17 protein-coding genes are annotated in these 17,756 nt (G+C 59.9%); 9 read left to right on the top strand and 8 right to left on the bottom strand.

The annotated features are described in order from the left end of the window. Positions 1–29 precede the first annotated feature (29 nt). The 3 genes from FGO67_RS01570 to dctP all read right to left on the bottom strand — a co-directional run bounded on the left by FGO67_RS01570 (position 30) and on the right by dctP (position 3,017). A complete protein-coding gene (locus FGO67_RS01570) occupies positions 30–1,340 on the bottom strand; it encodes a TRAP transporter large permease subunit (RefSeq protein ID WP_203298986.1) in 1,311 nt (436 codons plus the stop codon). Next, positions 1,337–1,882, bottom strand: coding sequence for a TRAP transporter small permease subunit (locus FGO67_RS01565; protein ID WP_203298985.1), 546 nt, complete (start codon positions 1,880–1,882; stop codon positions 1,337–1,339). The genes FGO67_RS01570 and FGO67_RS01565 overlap by 4 nt, the downstream gene beginning before the upstream one ends. 88 nt (positions 1,883–1,970) lie before the next feature. Beyond that, entirely contained in the window at positions 1,971–3,017 is a 1,047-nt protein-coding gene (gene dctP, locus FGO67_RS01560; protein WP_203298984.1) for a TRAP transporter substrate-binding protein DctP, read from the bottom strand. A 162-nt stretch (positions 3,018–3,179) separates the two neighbouring features. Here dctP and FGO67_RS01555 point away from each other — a divergent pair, with 162 nt between their 5' ends. After that, positions 3,180–3,920 carry an enoyl-CoA hydratase/isomerase family protein gene (locus FGO67_RS01555; protein WP_203298983.1) on the top strand — a complete coding sequence of 247 codons (741 nt, stop codon included), beginning with the start codon at positions 3,180–3,182 and terminating at the stop codon, positions 3,918–3,920. A gap of 21 nt (positions 3,921–3,941) precedes the next feature. Here the strand turns inward: FGO67_RS01555 and FGO67_RS01550 are convergent, their stop codons facing one another. After that, positions 3,942–5,546, bottom strand: coding sequence for a class I adenylate-forming enzyme family protein (locus FGO67_RS01550; protein WP_203298982.1), 1,605 nt, complete (start codon positions 5,544–5,546; stop codon positions 3,942–3,944). Positions 5,547–5,689: 143 nt separating this feature from the next. On the opposite strand from FGO67_RS01550, the gene FGO67_RS01545 reads away from it, so the two are divergent. The 8 genes from FGO67_RS01545 to FGO67_RS01510 all read left to right on the top strand — a co-directional run bounded on the left by FGO67_RS01545 (position 5,690) and on the right by FGO67_RS01510 (position 13,778). Beyond that, on the top strand, positions 5,690–6,484 hold the full coding sequence (locus FGO67_RS01545) for an SDR family NAD(P)-dependent oxidoreductase (RefSeq protein WP_203298981.1): 795 nt from the start codon (positions 5,690–5,692) through the stop codon (positions 6,482–6,484). After that, a complete protein-coding gene (locus FGO67_RS01540) occupies positions 6,484–6,924 on the top strand; it encodes a PaaI family thioesterase (protein ID WP_203298980.1) in 441 nt (146 codons plus the stop codon). The genes FGO67_RS01545 and FGO67_RS01540 overlap by 1 nt, the downstream gene beginning before the upstream one ends. 84 nt (positions 6,925–7,008) lie before the next feature. Continuing rightward, entirely contained in the window at positions 7,009–8,211 is a 1,203-nt protein-coding gene (locus FGO67_RS01535; protein ID WP_203298979.1) for an acyl-CoA dehydrogenase family protein, read from the top strand. Positions 8,212–8,378: 167 nt separating this feature from the next. Continuing rightward, positions 8,379–9,146: an SDR family NAD(P)-dependent oxidoreductase gene (locus FGO67_RS01530; RefSeq protein WP_203299917.1), complete on the top strand. Its 768-nt coding sequence runs from the start codon at positions 8,379–8,381 to the stop codon at positions 9,144–9,146. A gap of 144 nt (positions 9,147–9,290) precedes the next feature. Beyond that, complete coding sequence (locus tag FGO67_RS01525) at positions 9,291–10,355, top strand: phosphotransferase (protein WP_203298978.1); 1,065 nt, start codon at positions 9,291–9,293, stop codon at positions 10,353–10,355. Further along, positions 10,352–11,149, top strand: a complete 798-nt coding sequence (gene surE / locus FGO67_RS01520) for a 5'/3'-nucleotidase SurE (protein WP_203298977.1) — start codon at positions 10,352–10,354, stop codon at positions 11,147–11,149. The genes FGO67_RS01525 and surE overlap by 4 nt, the downstream gene beginning before the upstream one ends. Positions 11,150–11,172: 23 nt before the next feature. Beyond that, a complete protein-coding gene (locus tag FGO67_RS01515; RefSeq protein ID WP_203298976.1) occupies positions 11,173–12,846 on the top strand; it encodes a long-chain fatty acid--CoA ligase in 1,674 nt (557 codons plus the stop codon). Further along, complete coding sequence (locus FGO67_RS01510; protein ID WP_203298975.1) at positions 12,843–13,778, top strand: ketopantoate reductase family protein; 936 nt, start codon at positions 12,843–12,845, stop codon at positions 13,776–13,778. The genes FGO67_RS01515 and FGO67_RS01510 overlap by 4 nt, the downstream gene beginning before the upstream one ends. Positions 13,779–13,829: 51 nt before the next feature. Here the strand turns inward: FGO67_RS01510 and FGO67_RS01505 are convergent, their stop codons facing one another. From FGO67_RS01505 to FGO67_RS01490, 4 genes are all read right to left on the bottom strand, one after another. Next, positions 13,830–14,285 carry a MaoC family dehydratase gene (locus tag FGO67_RS01505; RefSeq protein ID WP_203298974.1) on the bottom strand — a complete coding sequence of 152 codons (456 nt, stop codon included), beginning with the start codon at positions 14,283–14,285 and terminating at the stop codon, positions 13,830–13,832. 26 nt (positions 14,286–14,311) lie between these two features. After that, positions 14,312–15,073 (bottom strand): class II aldolase/adducin family protein, encoded by a 762-nt coding sequence (locus tag FGO67_RS01500; RefSeq protein WP_203298973.1) that lies wholly within the window; start codon positions 15,071–15,073, stop codon positions 14,312–14,314. Between the two features lie 108 nt (positions 15,074–15,181). Further along, on the bottom strand, positions 15,182–16,336 hold the full coding sequence (locus FGO67_RS01495) for an acyl-CoA dehydrogenase family protein (RefSeq protein WP_203298972.1): 1,155 nt from the start codon (positions 16,334–16,336) through the stop codon (positions 15,182–15,184). A 10-nt stretch (positions 16,337–16,346) separates the two neighbouring features. Next, on the bottom strand, positions 16,347–17,543 hold the full coding sequence (locus FGO67_RS01490) for an acyl-CoA dehydrogenase family protein (protein WP_203298971.1): 1,197 nt from the start codon (positions 17,541–17,543) through the stop codon (positions 16,347–16,349). Between the last annotated feature and the right edge of the window lie 213 nt (positions 17,544–17,756).

The raw sequence follows: 17,756 nt of genomic DNA, 5'->3' as shown, positions 1-17,756 counted from the left end.
ACCGCAGGCTCAGCAGACTCCGGACCGGGTCAGAAGAAGAGATCCGGCAACCAGGTGGCAATTTCCGGGAACACCATGATCAAGCCGAGGCCAACGATCTCCACCAACACGAACGGAACGATGGATCGGTAGATATCGCCCATGGTGATGCCTGGCGGCACGATGCCTTTCAGGTAGAACAGATTGAATCCGAAAGGCGGCGTCATGTAGCCAATTTCCATGTTGATCACGAACAGGATGCCGAACCAGATCGGGTCGAACCCGAGGCTTTCAACAATCGGCATGAACACCGGCAGCGTGATCAGCATGATACCGACCGGGTCCAGAACCATGGCCAGCAAGAACACAATCACCATCATCGCAATGATGATGCCCCAGGGACCACCCGGGATCATGTTCATCAGGCTTTCGATCAGCTCTTGGGCGCCCATGCTCTGATAGGCGGCGCTGAAGGCGTGAGCGGCAAACAGGATCCACATGATCATGCCGGTCAGCTTGAAGGTGCGGATGGCCGCTTCCTGCAGCACGCTCCATTTGAACTGGCGATAAACCGCGGCCGAGATCAGCGCACCGAGAACACCCATGGCGGCGGCTTCGGTCGGCGTGGTGATGCCCCCGATGATTGAGCCCAGCACCATAATGACAACACCGATCGGCAGCAGAACTGCCCGCAGGGCCCGGAATTTTTCCGGCCAGCTGGCCCGTTCTTCTTCCGGCAGTGCCGGCGCCAGTTCCGGCTGCAGATGGCAGCGCACAATGATGTAGATCGCGGTGAGTACCATCAGCAGAACACCCGGCATGATGCCGGCCGCGAACATCTTGCCCACGGATACGCCGGTGATCAGCGCGTACAGAATCATCAGGATGCTGGGAGGAATCAGGATGCCCCAGCCACCACCGGTGTTGATCACGCCCAGCGCCATGCTCTTGTCGTAGCCGCGCTCCAGCATGGAGGGCAGGGCAATGGTGCCCATGGCGACAACCGCGGCGCCACTGATGCCCACCATGGCGGCGAATACCGCGCAGATACCGAGGGTGCCTAAGGCCAGGCCGCCCCGGAGGCCGCCGCACCAGAGGTGCATCATGCGGTACAGATCCCGGGCCACGCCGGTGCGCTCCAGGATCATGGCCATGAACACGAACAGAGGGATGGCCACCAGGGTAAAGCTGCCCATGGTGCCCCAGATCTGGGAGGCGACCATGTAGAAGGAGTCGAAGCCCCAGGTGAAATACAGGAACACCACCGACACGCCGCCCAGCACGAATGCCAGCGGCAGGCCCAATAGCAGGAAGAACAGCAGTGCTGCGAAGAACATCAGGGTCAGGACTTCAATACTCACAACTGTTCTCCCTCAGGCTCGCCCTGATCCGGCGTGTAGTAATCCAGGTTGAAGGCTATGGCAATGTCTTCCAGTAGTTTGACCAGTCCCTGCAGCACCAACAGACCAGTCCCGAGAGGGATCGCCAGTTTTACGGGCCAGATGGGCGGGTTCCAGGCCGAATAGGAGGTCTCCCAGCTGGAGATGGACTCCTGGGCCATATCGATCCCGAACCAGAGCAGGGCCAAGGTGAAAATGAAGAAAATCACCGAGGTGAACAGGTCCAGCATCGCTCGCTTGCGCGGCTTCAGGTGAGAGTGCAGCAGGTCGACATTCACGTGGCCCCGGTGCGCCATGATGTAGCCACCGGACATGACCGCGTAGATGCCGAACAGCATCTGGGTGAACTCATTGGTCCACACCGTTGGGGCGTTCAGCAGGTAGCGAAAACCTACTTCCAACAGCAGGAACGCGAACATCGCAAAAATGAGCAGGGCTATCCAGCGCCCGACAAAGTCGTTGAGACGGGTAACCCCTCTCATGAATGCACTCAGCACACTCATGGCATTCTCCGGAAGGACGGTGACTGTATTTGGTACGGAAAGGCCGGAGTCGAAACACTCCGGCCTGCAAGGTGCTGGTTAACCCGCTTTAGAGGTAGCCAAGCTCCGAGAGATAGCTCTTCAGCATGTCCAGAGCTTTCTTGGCGTTGTCGCTGCGCTTGCCCTCTTCGTCCCACATGGCTTGGGCGGTCTGCACCAGCTTGTTCTGGACCTCGTCCGGCAGCACGTTAACCTCAACGCCCTGCTCGGCAATGGCCTTGGCCAGGGTGATGCGCTCTTTGTACAGGTACTCGTTGGTGCGAACCCAGAACTGCTCGCTCAGCGCGTCCTTGACGATCTTCTGCATGTCTTCCGGCAGCTTATCGAGCGCCTTCTGGCTGACGATGATGGCGTCGGTGCCGGCAATGTTCAGGGCTGGCTGCACGTGGTACTTGGCCACTTCGTACAGCCCCATGCTGGAGGCGCCCTGTGAAGCACCCCAATGGGCGCCGTCAACAATGCCGGAATCCAGGGCAGAGTAGAGTTCGCTGCCCGGGATGTAGGAGGCGGCAGCACCGGCTTCGGTCAGGAAGGTCTGCAGCGCGCCTGAGGAGCGGATCTTCAAACGGGTAAAATCATCCCAGTTGTTGATGGGCTGTTTAACCACCATCTCGGTGGGGTAGACCTTGTCGGTCGCCCAGTACACGTTGTGTTCGGCGGCTTCTTCGCGGAGCATTTGCTCAAAGCCCAGGTTCTGATGGAAATAGGCCGCTTCCCAGACGTTGCGGAACGCGAACGGCAGGCCAGAGGCGATGCCCGCCAGCGATACCTTGTCTTGAGCGTAAGCCGGCGAGATGGTGCCCATCTCCAGAATGCCACGGCTGACGGCGTTGAAAATCTCTTTGGATTTGAACAGGGCGCCGGCTTCGTAGAGCTTCAGCTGCAGGCGGCCATCGGTGCGTTCGTCCAGAACCCGCTGCAAGCGCATCAAACTGTCAGTGTAAGAGCTGCTGGAGCCGGGCCAGTGTGACTGGACCTTCCAGGTGTAAGTGTCCTGGGCGGCGGCTGGTGCTGCGCTCAGCGCAGCAGAGATGCCCAGAGTTAACGCCGAGGCGTATACGGTCAGACTCTTGCGAGCGTTTGCGAACAGGTTCATGGCAGACCTCATGATTGTTGTATTCATTTTGTTTTTAGTTTCACTGTGCAGAACTGACGACTGCAGGGTGAATTTATGTTCTCTGAATCTATCACAAGATTGGTCTTTTGCAATAGGATGTTTAGCCACAACTCGTGATTAATCTTCAGACAGGATAGTCCAATGATCGATGCCCAGCAGTCTGGCGGAGTACTTCACCTGGTAATTAATCGTCCGGAAAAGAAGAACGCCCTCACCCGCAGTATGTACAACGATCTTGCCGAGGCAGTCACCAGGGCCAATCAGGATACAGAGGTCAGCGCCATTGTGCTCTCTGGCGCCGGGGGGGTGTTTACCGCCGGCAATGACCTGGACGACTTCCGGGCCCGTGCCACCGATGCCAATCCCAAGCCATCGGCGGGGCTGGCCTTTATAGAGGCCTTAATGGACTGCGATACCCCGGTTATTGTGGCGGTAGAGGGATTGGCGATTGGTATTGGCACAACCTTGCTGCTGCATTGTGATTCGGTGATCACCGGCCGCAGCGCTACCTTTAAGACCGCGTTCGTGGATCTGGGTCTGGTGCCTGAAGCGGCTTCCACCGTGACCATGCCTCTGCACTTGGGCGCTCGCCGGGCTGCCGACCTGTTACTGATGGGCGAGGTGCTGAACGGCGCCGAAGCCTGCGAGTGCGGGCTGGCCAGTAAAGTGGTGGATGATGGCGCAGCGCTGGACGAGGCCCTGGCCCAGGCGACACGGCTTGCCGGCAAGCCCAGGGACGCCCTGCGTGCCAGCAAGCGGCTGATGCGCGCACCCTGGCGCGACCAGATCAAACAGGCTCTCGAACGGGAGCGGGAAATTTTCTCCGAAAGGCTCCGGTCCGAGGACTGTCAGGCCGCGCTGAACCGTCTGTCGCGGCGCTGATCCTGGAGAGCGCCCGAGCGGCTAGGCTTGCGGGCTCTTGTTCCAGTAGGGCGCGCGCAGTTCCCGCTTGAGGACCTTGCCGATGGTGGAGCGGGGCAGTTCGTCCCGCACTTCAATGGCGGCTAGACGCTGGGACTTGCCCAGCCGGGCATTGGCCCATTCCAGGATGCTGGCTTCGCTCTCGTTGTGGCCCGGCTTGCGAACCACCAGCCCCAGCGGCGTTTCGCCCCAGTGTTCGCTGGGAATGCCAATCACCGCGGCATCCGCGATCGCCGGGTGGGCCAGAAGGGCCTGCTCCAGATCCACCGCATAGATGTTGAAGCCGCCGGAAATAATCATGTCCTTGCGGCGGTCCAGAATATAAATGAAACCGTCCTCATCGATCCGCCCCATGTCGCCACTGCGATAGAACACCTCGCCGTCGGGGCTGGTCCACAGCATCTCGGCGGTCTGCTCGGGCCGGTTCACGTAGCCGCGCATCATGGAAATGGCGCGCCCGACAATCTCACCAATCTCCCCCTGGGGCAGCTCATGGCCCTGGTCGTCGATAACCCTTACCTGGGCGCCCTCGGTGGGCAGCCCGACCGACTCCCACTTGTCCGGGTAGGCGGCGCAATCCAGGCAGGTCGAAATGCCACCCTCGGTGAGGCCATAGACTTCCCGGATGTTGCCCGGCCAGCGGGCCATGGCGTCGGCGATGACTTCGGCCCGAAGCGGAGCGCTGGTGCACAGCTTGAGCTTGAAGCTGGACAGATCAAAACGATCGAAGTCGGGGTCAGCCAGAATGCGCTGGTACTGCACCGGCACCAGCATGGCGTGGGTCACCCGGTGGCGCTCGGCCAGCTCAAGGAATCGGCGGGCATCGAATTTCGGCATCAGCACCAGGGTGCCGCCGTAGAACAGGGTTGGCAGCACCGACACCAGCGTGGTGTTGGAGTACAGCGGGGTGGACACCAGGTTGATGGCATCACCGTCCAGCCCGAACCGACTCATGCGCGCCATCTGGCGCTGGCGGAACCGGTAATCGTGCAGGATGCCCTTGGGGGTGCCGGTAGTGCCAGAGCTGTAAATAATGTTGAAGGCATCGTCCAGGGTCACCTCCGCCGGATCTGCTGCTGCAGAGGCACCTGATAGCCAGTCGCCCAGGTACTGGCCAATGCCTGCCTGTCCTTCATCGAGCGCCAGGATCTGGTTATCGGACAGGTTCGTCAGCTGAGGCCGGAAATCCGACAGCAGGTCCCGGTTTTTCGAGGACACGAATAGGAATCGGGCCTCACAGTCCGCAAGCATCGCTGCCAGTGCCTCCGGACTGGCCATACCCGATAGCGGCACCATGCAGCCGCCTGCCACCAGTGTGCCCAGGTATAAAGCGACGTAGTTGGCGCTGTTCTCCGACAGGGCCGCGACCGAGTCGCCGGTTTGCAGGCCCTCGGCTCGCAGCCGGTTGGCAATCTGATTGACCTGGGTGAGCAGTGTGCGCCAGCTGATGGCCGTCTGGTCGGTGATCAGTGCGGTGTGGTCACCACGCTCGCGGGCGTGTTGTTGGATCTGCTGGCCGATCGACTCGAAAACCTCGTCCGGATAGGTTGGTGCATAGACCGACATCGAACTCACATTATTTTTCATTTTTGGTCACTCCGGTGCTATGGTGTTTTATCTAGTGAAATTACCTTTCGAATATATTGACTCAAAACCGGAAGGCGTGACAAATTAAAGCGAACGCTAGAAGCACAATGACAACAACAAGCCAATATTGAGGAGCGAACTGCATGGCGCGTTTCGATAACCGGGTTGCCATCGTCACCGGTGCCGGCAGTGGTATAGGTCGTGCTACCGCGTTGCGTCTAGCGCGCGAAGGTGCCCGGGTGGTGCTGGCGGATGTGTCCGATGCTGGCTTGCTGGATACCGAAAACCGCCTGCCGGAAGGGGCCGAGTGTCTGCGCCGGGTGGTGGACGTGGCCGACGAAGCCCAGGTCAAAGCCCTGGTGGATGAGACCCTGGCGCACTTTGGTCAGGTTGATGTTTTGTGCAACATCGCCGGTATTGCCAGCTCCCAGGGTAGCCATCCCCCTGTTACAGATAACGAGCGCGCAGAGTGGGATCAGGTTCTGTCAGTGAACCTGATCGGCTCCATGTTGCTGATCAAGCACACCGCGCCGCACATGCAGGCCCGGAAGCTGGGCTCGATCGTGAATACCGCATCGGTGGCAGGGCTGCGCTCCGGCGCCGGCGGTAACGCCTACAGTGCGTCCAAGGCCGGGGTGATCAACCTCACCATGACCGCCGCCTGTGATCTGGGTGGGGACAATGTCCGGGTGAATGCGGTCTGCCCGGGGTTGGTGGAAACCGGCATGACCCAGGCGGTGTTCGATTACGCCCGTGCCCATGAAAAAGCCCACAAGCTGGGCTCCCGCTGTGAACTGCGCCGCTACGGCGACCCCGAGGAAATTGCCGCCGCGATTCTGTTCCTGGCCAGCGACGACGCCAGTTACATCACCGGTCAGGCACTGCCGGTGGACGGGGGCAACTCTGCCTCCCTGAATATGCCCGGGATGAAAGTCTGATGAGTCACGAGGAATCTGATCTGATGAACGGAACCGATTTGCCCGGTTTTCACAGCCTGCTGGGGTATGGCCAGGCCTCCTGGGAAGAAAACGAGGCGGTGATTGAGCTGGAACTCCAGGCCCGGCACCTGAATCTGGGTGGCGTGATTCACGGCGGTGTGCTGACCTCACTATTGGATATTGCTATGGCGCAGGCCGGAACTCACTGCCCTTATCCAGGCCGCATGCGCAAGGCCATCACCCTGTCGCTGACCACCACTTTCACCGGTCAGTGCTCGAGTGGCGTTATTCGCGTCACCGGCCGAAAGCGTGCCGGTGGTACCCGGATCTTCAACAGCACCGGGGAAGTCCACGATGACCAGGGCAACCTGCTGGCCATTGCCGAGGGTACGTTCCGAATTCGTTCCGGCAGCGACAAGCCGGAAGGTGTACCGATCTGATGACTGAATAAGAACAACAAGCCGGTGAGCGCGCCTACGGTGGCTCACCGAATCAACGCCAGATTTATTAAAGAGGAAGTCGACATGTTTGAACTGTCTGACAAGGTCAAAGCACTACAGGCGCAGCTGACCGAGTTCATGGATGCCCACATCTATCCAAACGAGCACGTGCATCACCAGCAGATTGAGCAGGCGGATAATCGCTGGGCACCGGTGCCGATCATCGAGGAACTGAAGAGCAAGGCCAAGGCGGAGGGGTTGTGGAATCTGTTCCTGCCGGAAAGTGACCTGGGTGCTGGCCTGACCAACTTCGAGTACGCCCATCTGTGCGAAATCATGGGCCGTTCCGAAATGGCCCCGGAGGTGTTCAACTGCTCCGCGCCGGATACCGGCAACATGGAAACCATTGCCCGCTACGGCAATGAAGAGCAGCAGGAACAGTGGCTGAAACCGCTGCTGGCCGGTGAGATCCGCTCCTGTTTCTCCATGACTGAACCGGATGTCGCTTCCTCGGACGCCACCAACATCGCCTGCGAGATTCGTCGCGAGGGCGATGAGTATGTGATCAACGGTCGCAAGTGGTGGTCTTCCGGTGCCATGACGACCACGACCAAGATTGCCATTGTCATGGGCAAGACCGATCCGGACGCGCCCAAGCATCAGCAGCAGTCGATGATCCTGGTACCGCTGGATACCCCGGGTGTGAAGATGATCCGTCCGTTGACGGTGTTCGGCTACGATCACGCCCCCCACGGCCACGCCGAGATTCACTACGACAATGTGCGGGTACCGGCCAGCAACATGCTGCTGGGCGAAGGCCGCGGTTTCGAAATTGCACAGGGTCGCCTCGGGCCGGGCCGGATTCACCACTGCATGCGCACCATCGGCGTGGCCGAGCGGGCGCTGGAACTCATGTGCAAGCGCGCCAATGAGCGCGAGGCGTTTGGTAAGCCCTTGTCGAGCTTCGATTCCATCCGCAAGGACATCGCCCGCAGTCGCATGGAGATTGAGCAGGCCAGGCTGATGACCCTGAAAGCGGCACACATGATGGACACCGTTGGAAACAAGGTGGCCCGTCAGGAGATCGCCATGATCAAGGTGATTGCCCCGAGCATGGCTCTGAAGGTGATTGATCGTGCTATCCAAGTGCACGGCGGCGCCGGCGTCAGTCAGGATACCTTCCTGGCTTCGGCCTGGGCCAAGGTTCGCACTTTGCGGCTGGCGGATGGGCCGGATGAGGTGCATCTGGATTCGGTGGCCAAGCTGGAACTTCGCCAATACCGCTGATCTGAACCCGACCCGAGACATTGGGCGAGGGAACACGCAAACAGGGGCCTTCCGGGACACGCCGTTAATACGTCCCTGTAGGCTTGTGAAAAACTTCCCTGTTTTTCACAGTCCCGGAAGGCCCCTGTTCGCGCGTTCCGCCATCTTCTGAGCATGAGGATCGAATGATGAACAACCCGCTTTTTGATATGACCGGCAAGGTTGCCCTGGTTACTGGTTCCACCAAGGGTATTGGCCGTTCCATCGCGGAAGAAATGGCTCGCCTGGGCGCAAAGGTGGTGATCTCCAGCCGCAAGGCCGAGGCCTGTGAGCAAGTCGCGAATGAGCTGAAAGAGCAGGGCTATGAGGCCATTGCCATTCCTTGTCACGTTGGCAAGAAGGAAGACCTCAAGAATCTGGTCGAGAAGACCAACGAAGCCTGGGGCACCATCGACGTGCTGGTGTGCAACGCCGCTACTAACCCGGTGTATGGACCTACCTCGGAAATGACCGACGAGGCCTGGGACAAGATCATGGACACCAACGTCAAAGGCACCTTCTGGCTCACCAACATGGTGCTGCCGCAAATGGCGGAGCAAGGCGAGGGCGCGGTGGTATTGCTGTCCAGCATCGCCGGCATTCGCGGCAACACCACCATTGGAACCTACGGCGTATCCAAGGCAGCCGAAGCAGCCCTGGCCCGAAACCTGGCGGTGGAATGGGGCCCGAAAGGCATCCGTATCAACAGCATCGCCCCCGGCCTGATCAAAACCGATTTCGCCAAGGCCCTGTGGGAAGACCCGGTCCGGGTAAAACGCGCCGAAGACAAGACACCCCTAAGAAGAATCGGCGACCCAGTCGACATCGCCGGCCTGGCGGTCTTTTTATCAACGAAGGCGAGCGCCTACATAACCGGCCAAGTCATCGTAGCCGACGGCGGCGAAACCATTTGTTAAAGGTATTTGAATAAAGGTATGCCAAGGCTGGTGGGTGGTGTGTCTTTCTGCCGGGAAAAAAATGCCTGAGCGCAGCGAGTTATTTTTCCCAGAAGAAAGATACACCATCTGCCGGCCGCCGCCCCCAAACCAAGGCAATAAAGCATGAGCATCACCCCAGACCTGGTAGACGTCCTACCAGCCCACAAATTCAACGAAGCCAACCTCCTGGCCTGGCTACAACAAGCCATCCCCGGATTCGGCAATCGCCTGCAGGTCCAACAGTTCCAGGGTGGCCAGTCCAACCCCACGTTCCTGCTGGATACCGACAGCGGGCGCTACGTGTTGCGCAAAAAACCACCGGGAAAGACCCTGCCATCGGCCCACATGGTCGAGCGCGAGTACAAAGTCATCCGAGCCCTGGCCGACAACACCTCGGTGCCGGTGCCTAAGGCCCGGGTGTTGTGCGAAGACAGCGAGGTTATTGGCACGCCGTTTTACGTGATGGACTTCATGGAAGGCCGGATCGTCAGCCACTCGGCCCTGCGGGCACTGGACAAAGCCGAGCGGCGGCCAGCACATCATTCGGCCATCGACACCCTCGCAGCGCTGCACTCGGTGGATGTGAATGCGGTTGGCCTTGGTGATTTTGGCCGGCCTGAGGGCTATGTTGCCCGCCAAGTGGCGCGCTGGACCAAGCAGTACCAGGCCTCGAAAACCGACGACCTGCCCGAGATGGACAAGCTGATCGACTGGCTGCCCGACAACCTGCCGTCAACGGACGAGTGCGCCATTGCCCACGGCGATTATCGGTTCGGAAATCTGATGCTGGCACCTGATAGCCCACAGGTTATTGCGATTCTGGACTGGGAACTGTCGACCCTGGGGCATCCACTGGCGGACCTGGCCTATTACTGCCTGCCTTATCATCTGCCGTCAGACCTGGAAGGCATGCGCGGCCTGCAGGGCGAGAACCTTGAAGCGCTGGGTATTCCAACCGAGCAGGAGACCATCAAACGCTATTGTGACCAGAGCGGTCGGGATGGCATCGAAGACTGGCACGTGTACCTGGCGTTTTCCCTGTTCCGGCTGGCGGCTATCCTGCAGGGAGTCTACAAACGGGCTCTCGACGGCAATGCCGCCAACGCCAATGCCCTCGATGTGGGCAAGCGCGCCAACTTGCTGGCCCAGGTTGGCTGGAAGATTGCCAGTGAAGGAGTTCAGCCATGAATGAAGCAGCGGCCCATAGCGGCCCCATTGTTGAGCGTATCCTGATTACCAACGACGACGGCATTAACGCGCCCGGGCTCGCGATCCTCGAGGCGATCGCCCGCAAGCTGGCCAATGAAGTCTGGATTGTCGCTCCGGAGCACGATCGCAGTGGCGCCGGCCAGAGCATCTCTATTCACGATCCCTTACGGGTTTACGAAACCGGGACGCGGCGCTACGCGGTGTCTGGTACGCCGGCGGACTGTGTGCTCTATTCCCTGGCCAAATGGTTTGCGGAAACGCCGCCGGACTTGGTGCTGTCCGGGGTCAATTGCGGTGCCAATATCAGCGATTCGGTGCAGTACTCCGGCACCGTTGGCGCCGTCCTCAGCGCCTTGCACATGAATATTCCAGCCATTGCCCTGAGCCAGGCCTTCCTGTCCCGCGAGGGCATCCAGTGGGACCCGGTCCAGCAATTTGGCGAGCGGGTTATCCGCAAACTCTGGCAGAGTTCTGAAATCCGCGCCTGGAACGTGAACTTCCCGGCCTGTGACGCGGGTGATATCAAGCTGGCGCGCTGGTGCCGGCAATCTACCGGCTCTATCCAAAGGTCCCGGCTGCTGGCCGGCAAGGATGCTCGCAGCCTGCCCTACTGGTGGCTGGGCTTTGATCGCGATTCCCGGCACATCGTCGAGCCGGATGCCGATGTTTCGGTGCTGCGGGATAAAGCCATCGCCATCCAGCCCTTACGGCACGAGGATCCGCTGCCTGGGGGCAGCACCGAATTCGATTTGTCCGCCTCTGCGGCTGACTGACTAACACTGGGAGTACAGCAAACATGTTCACACGCCACTACAAGGTATGGCCGCACGAACTGCCAAAAACCATGACCTTGCCGAAGACCAGCCTCTTCACCAACCTTGAGATCTCGGCGCGGCGGTTTCCGGATCATACTGCGATCATCTTCTACGACGCCCCCATCACCTACCGTCGCCTGTTGGCGGAAGTTGAGGCCATGGCCGGTTACCTCCAGTCCCAGGGCGTGCAGAAGGGTGATCGGGTGCTGTTGTACATGCAGAACTCGCCGCAGTACGTGATTTCTTACTACGCCATCCTGCGTGCAGACGCGGTGGTCATTCCGGTTAACCCGATGAACCGTTCGGCCGAGCTGGAGCATTACATTGCCGATACCGGAGCCCACGTGTGCCTGGCAGGTCAGGAGCTGGAGGGCTTTATTACCCCGCTGCTGGCGGAGACCGATCTGGAGCGCGTAGTGGTGGCCTCCTACAGCACCTACATCAAGCCGGATACTGATCTGAAGCTGCCGGCGGAGGTGTCCGCCCCGGCCTGGTCCGGCGATGTACCGGGCCTGGTGAGCTGGGAAGCCGCCATGGCCGAGGCGCGGGTGCCGGCCGAGCACACCGCCGGCCCGGATGACCTGGCGGTGATTCCGTACAGTTCCGGTACTACTGGCGCGCCCAAGGGCTGCATGCACACGCACCGATCAGTAATGGCCACGGCCGTGCACCGGGTGTTCTGGAACCTGAGTACCCAGAACAGCGTGCAACTGGCAACCCTGCCGTTCTTCCACGTGACCGGCATGACCGGCTCCATGAACGGCCCCATCTATTGTGGTGCGACCTCGGTGATCATGACCCGTTGGGACCGCACCACGGCCTCCCGGTTGATTGAACGCTACAAGGTCACCGGCTGGACCAACATCGTTACCATGGCAGTGGATTTCCTGTCCAACCCGGACATCGGTCAGTACGACCTCTCCAGCCTGAATATGATTGGCGGTGGCGGTGCCGCCATGCCGGTCGCCGTGGCCGAAAAGCTGAAGAAGCTGACCGGTCTGGATTACATTGAGGGCTACGGCCTGTCCGAGACCATGGCGGCCACCCACATCAACCCCAATGCCAAGCCCAAGCCCCAGTGTCTGGGTATCCCGGTGTTCGATGTCGATAGCCGCATCATCGATGTCGATACCCTGGAAGAGAAGGCGCCCGGCGAGACCGGCGAAATCGTCTCCAATGGCCCCCAGGTAACGAAGGGGTACTGGAACCGGCCGGCGGAAACCGAGGCGGCCTTTGTGGAAATCGACGGCAAGCAATTCTTTCGCACCGGCGATCTGGGCTACTACGATGAGGACGGCTATTTCTTCATGGTCGACCGGGTTAAGCGCATGATTAACGCCTCCGGGTTCAAGGTCTGGCCGTCCGAGGTTGAGGCGCTGATGTACCGCCACCCGGCCATCCACGAGGTCTGCATCATCTCCTCTCCCGACCCCAAGCGCGGCGAAACCGTGAAGGCCTGCATCGTGCTGACCCCGGAGGCCGAGGGAGCCACCTCGGTCGAGGACATCACCGGCTGGTGCAAGGAACAGATGGCGGCCTACAAGGTGCCGGCCATTGTTGAGTTTGTGGACGCGTTGCCCAAGTCGCCCACCGGCAAGTTGATGTGGCGCGCGCTGCAGGAACAAGAGTGGGAAGCCAGGAATAAAACCGCATGACTGATAAACCCAGCATTTTAATCGTCGGCGCCGGCGCCATCGGCAGCTTTTACGGGGCCATGCTGAAACGGGCCGGTTGTCCGGTCAGCACCGTAGTGCGCTCCGAGTACGAGGCGGTGAAGGAAAACGGCATCCGTATTTCCAGCCCGCTCGGGGATCTCTCCTATCGGCCGGATCAGGTCTACCGGGACGGTGATTGTCCGCAATCGCCGCCGGATTACCTGATTCTGTGTGTCAAGGTACTGCCGGGCACCGACCGTGCCGAGCTGGTACGCCCCTGGATGGGGCCCAATACCCGCCTGGTGCTGATCGAGAACGGCTTGGATATCGAACGGGAGCTGGCAGAGGCCTACCCGGATAATCCCCTGATCAGCTGCCTGGCCTTCATTGCCGCCAGCCGCACCGAGCCCGGAGTGGTCGAACACAAGGCCTACGGCAAACTGGTGATGGGGAGTTACCCCGAGGGTATCAACGAGGACTGTCGAACACTGTCGGATCTGTTCATCGAGGGCGGTATCAAGGTGGACCTGACCGAGGCCGTGGTGGGTGAGCGCTGGCGCAAATGCCTGTGGAATACCCCGTTCAACCCGCTATCGGTGATCGCCAACGGCGCGGACACCCGGACGATTCTTGATACCGAGGGTGGTGAGGCACTGATTCGGGCCATGATCCGGGAAGTGATGGCAGTGGCTGAAGCCGAAGGCTACCCCATGGAGGAGTCGCTGATTGAGCAGAACATCGAGGGTACCCGCAAGATGCCGCCGTACAAGAACAGCATGGCGTTGGACTACCTGAACGACCGTCCCATCGAACGGGATGCCGTGTTGGGCAACGTGGTGGCTCTGGCGGAACGTAACGGCATTGCGGTGCCACACCTGAATACCGTCCTGGTGACCCTGAAGATGCGGGCCAGCCTGGAAGGCCGGGCTTAAGCTCCGGGTGTTGTTAACAGGCACTGCTGCCAGGCAGTGCCTGCCCTGCCTTTAGAGCACGTACATCACCAGGCTTTCAGCGACACAGGCCGGTTTTTCCTCGCCCTTGATCTCGACTGTGGTGTGGTAGCTGGCCAGGTACCTTTGATCGTCCACTCGGGTCACATCCAGCAACTCCATCCGGGTGCGGATGTCCGAACCGGATTTCACTGCTGATGGAAAACGCAGCTTGTTCAGACCATAGTTGATGCTGGCGCTGGTGCCACTGACTTGCAGCACCTGGGTGTTCAGCTTCGGAATCAGCGATACGGTCAGAAAGCCATGGGCCACCGGGCTGCCCCAGGGGGCTTCCCGGCGCGCACGCTCTACATCCACGTGAATCCACTGGTGGTCGCCGGTCGCATCGGCAAAGGCCTGGATCATGTCCTGGGATATGGTCTGCCAGGGACTGTGGCCGATGACCTTGCCCTTGTAGTCGTTCAGTTCTTCGAGTGTCGGGGTCAGCACGGCATACTCCTTGTTGGTTCTATCGTTTACACCGCGTAGCCGGGGTTCTTGCTGTCCAGCAGGCGCAACAGGGCCGGCCAGGTTAGCTTGGCCGCGGCACCCAGATTCTGTGATTGCTCGGCGGTGGTCTGTATCGCCTGTTCCGACGGCATCCAGGTGGGCCCACAGCTCTGCGCCTTGACCTGAATTTCACAGGCTTTCATCAGGAAGTACAGATAGGTGAACGTTTCTGGCACGGTCTCGCCAGCCGTCAGCACCCCGTGATTGCGCAGCAGCATCATCGACTTGTTACCCAGATCGCTGATCAATCGCTCGCGCTCGTCCAGGTTCAGGGCCACACCTTCGTAATCGTGATAGCTGAGGTGGTCCAGGCAGAGCATGGCGGTCTGGCTCAGGGGCAACAGGCCGTCCCGATGCGCGGACACCGCGACGCCGTCGGCGGCGTGCAGGTGCATGACTGCGCCGGCATCGTCACGGCCCATGTGCACGGCACTGTGAATGGTGAATCCGGCCGGATTGACCCGACCCAGGCCTCCAGCGGCCACCACCTGGCCATCCTGATCCACTTTCACCAGCGACGAGGCGGTGATTTCATGGAACAGCAGGCCGTAGGGGTTGATCAGGAAATGATGCTCCGGACCAGGCACACGGGCGGACAGATGGGTAAAGACCAGATCGTCCCAGCCAAACAGCGCCACTAAGCGATAGGCGGCGGCCAGCTCAGTACGGACCTGCCATTCGGCCTTGTGCAGGGCTTTGTTTTCCGGATGCTCGGTGCTTGTTGCCATTGGTTCACCTCAGTGGATCGGAACAAAAAAGGGGGTGACCTTGCGGACACCCCCTGAACAGGACCTCATGCTCGAAGGGGGAGGTCCCGGACTCGCTATCGTACGGTGTCAGCCGACCTGTAACAGGTTGGCGTACCGCTCAAGGTGGAAGTCGTCATCGCCCAGCTGATGATTGATGGTGATCAACCGCTTGGCGTAGTGCGCAAAATTGTATTCCCAGGTCATGCCAATGCCGCCGTGGGACTGGATGCCGTTCTCGGAAATGAATTGGCCACTGCGTCCGATGACGTTCTTGGCGGCACTCAGGATTCGCCGACGCTCGTCGCTTTGCTCGATATCGGCAACACTGGCGGCCAGGATTGCCATGGAGCGAGCCTGTTCCAGCTCGGACATCATGTCGACCATGCGATGCTGCAGCACCTGGAACTTACCGATGGGTACGCCAAACTGCTTGCGCTGTTTAAGGTAGTCCAGGGTCAGCTCGTTGGCGACTTCCATTGCGCCCACGGCCTCGGCACACAGGGCCGCAATGGCACGGCCACTCTGGTATTCGATGACATCGGCTGCTTTGCCTTCTTCGCCAAGCAGGGCGTCTGCGCCCACCTGAACATTGTTCAGGGTGATGTCGCAGCCTTTGGAGCCGTCAATGGTCGGGTAGGTGCGACGCTCAACACCGGCGGTGTCCGGGCTCAGGGCAAACAGGCTGATGCCGTCGGCATCACGGGTGTCGCCAGAAGTGGGGGCAGAGGTGCGGGCGGAAACCAGGATCAGGTCGGCGCAGTGGCCGGCGATGACCACGGCTTTTCGACCATTCAGGATGTAACCGTCACCGGACTTTTCAGCGCGGGTGGCGACATCGTTCAGGTCGTAGAAGCTCTGGGGTTCCTGCAGGGCCGCGGCCGCTTTCAGCTCGCCGCTGGCAATCCCGCCCAACCATTGCTCTTGCTGACTGTCGTTGCCCGCCTGGGCGATCAGGCCACCGCCGAGAATGACCGATTGCAGATAGGGTTCGAGGCACAGGCCGCGGCCCAGTTCCGTCATAACGGACTGGACTTCAACGCCACCGCCGCCAAAACCGCCGAGTTCCTCGGAAAAGGGCACGGCGGTCAAGCCCAGCTCACTGAGCTGGCCCCAGAATGCCTCGCTGAAGCCGGCTTCGGTTTCGCTGAATTCCAGGCGCTTTTCAAAGCTGTACTCACCGCGAACCAGGCGGGCCACGGTGTCCTGCAGCATCTGCTGCTCTTCATTCAGTCGGAAATCCATGGTCGCCTCCTTAAAGCCCAAGAATCATTTTTGACACGATGTTTTTCTGGATCTCGTTGGATCCGCCAAAAATCGAGAGCTTGCGGTTATTAAAGTAGTGGGCTGATAAGGGCGCTGCATGCTCGTCCGAGAGATACTCGCCTTCGAAACCGTCGGCCAGCTCTTCCTCTACAAACGGCAGGGCGTAGGGGCCAATGGCCCGGCGCGCCAGATCGTTGATCGACTGACGGATTTCGGTGCCCTTTACTTTCAGCATGGAGCTTTCCGCACCCGGTACACCGCCGCCTTCAACCGAGGCGATGATGCGCAGGTTGCTGATACCGGCAGCGGTCAGATCAATCTCCACCTTGGCGATGCGCTGGCTGAAGGTTGTGTCCTCGATCAGTGGCCGGCCGTTCTTGAGGCGGCGTGAAGCCAGCTGCTTGAGGTGTGCCAGAGCCGCCTTGGACAGACCAATCCCGGCGAGGCCAGTGCGCTCGTAGGTCAGCAGGAATTTTGCGTAGGTCCAACCTTTGTCTTCCTCACCCACCAGGTTTTCCACAGGTACTTTGACGTCTTCAAAGAAGACCTCGTTGACCTCGTGTTCACCATCCAGGGTGATGATCGGGCGTACGGTAATGCCCGGGGTGTTCATATCGATCAGCAGGAACGAAATGCCTTCCTGGGCTTTCACTTCGGTGTTGGTGCGCACCAGGCAGAAGATCATGTTGGCGTGCTGGCCCAGCGTGGTCCAGGTCTTCTGACCGTTCACGATGTAGTGATCACCGTCGCGCACCGCGCGGGTTTTCAAGGACGCCAGGTCGGAGCCGGCACCGGGTTCGGAGTAGCCCTGGCACCACCAGTCTTCGCCACTGAGGATGCGCGGCAGGTAGGTCTGCTTCTGCTCTTCGTTGCCGAACTTGATGATTACCGGGGCGACCATGTTGACGCCGAACGGCACCGAGCGGGGCACCCCGTAGCGGGAAGACTCTTCATCCCAGATGTGTTTCTGCACCGGTGACCAGGACACACCGCCGTACTCTTCCGGCCAGTGGGTGGCATACCAGCCCTGGGCACTGAGAATCTTTTGCCAGCGCTGATGGTCGTCCTTGGTCAGGGGACGGAAGGCTTTGACTTTGGCGGCAATGTCCGCCGGCAGCTTGTCATCCAGGAACGCGCGTACTTCATCGCGGAAGGCGAGCTCCTCGGCTGTGTAGTTCATGTTCATGGGCAACCTCGTTTGGCGTCACAGCGAAAATATATACCGCATAGCAGAATTACCCAATGATCGTTCACGGATGGCGCTCCTGTCAACGTCAATGAAACATAATCCTTTAAAACCGATAAAAATGGCTTTAAGGGATATCTATAAGGAAGGATTAACAGCGAATTTACTAGTGATTAAATGTTTATACGGAAGTATGTACCGACAAGCGGAACT

The organism is Marinobacter sediminum (assembly GCF_016820575.1).
Taxonomy (GTDB): domain Bacteria; phylum Pseudomonadota; class Gammaproteobacteria; order Pseudomonadales; family Oleiphilaceae; genus Marinobacter; species Marinobacter sediminum.
Note: the sequence above shows the minus strand (reverse complement) of the source record. Positions and strands in the feature narration are given on the sequence as shown.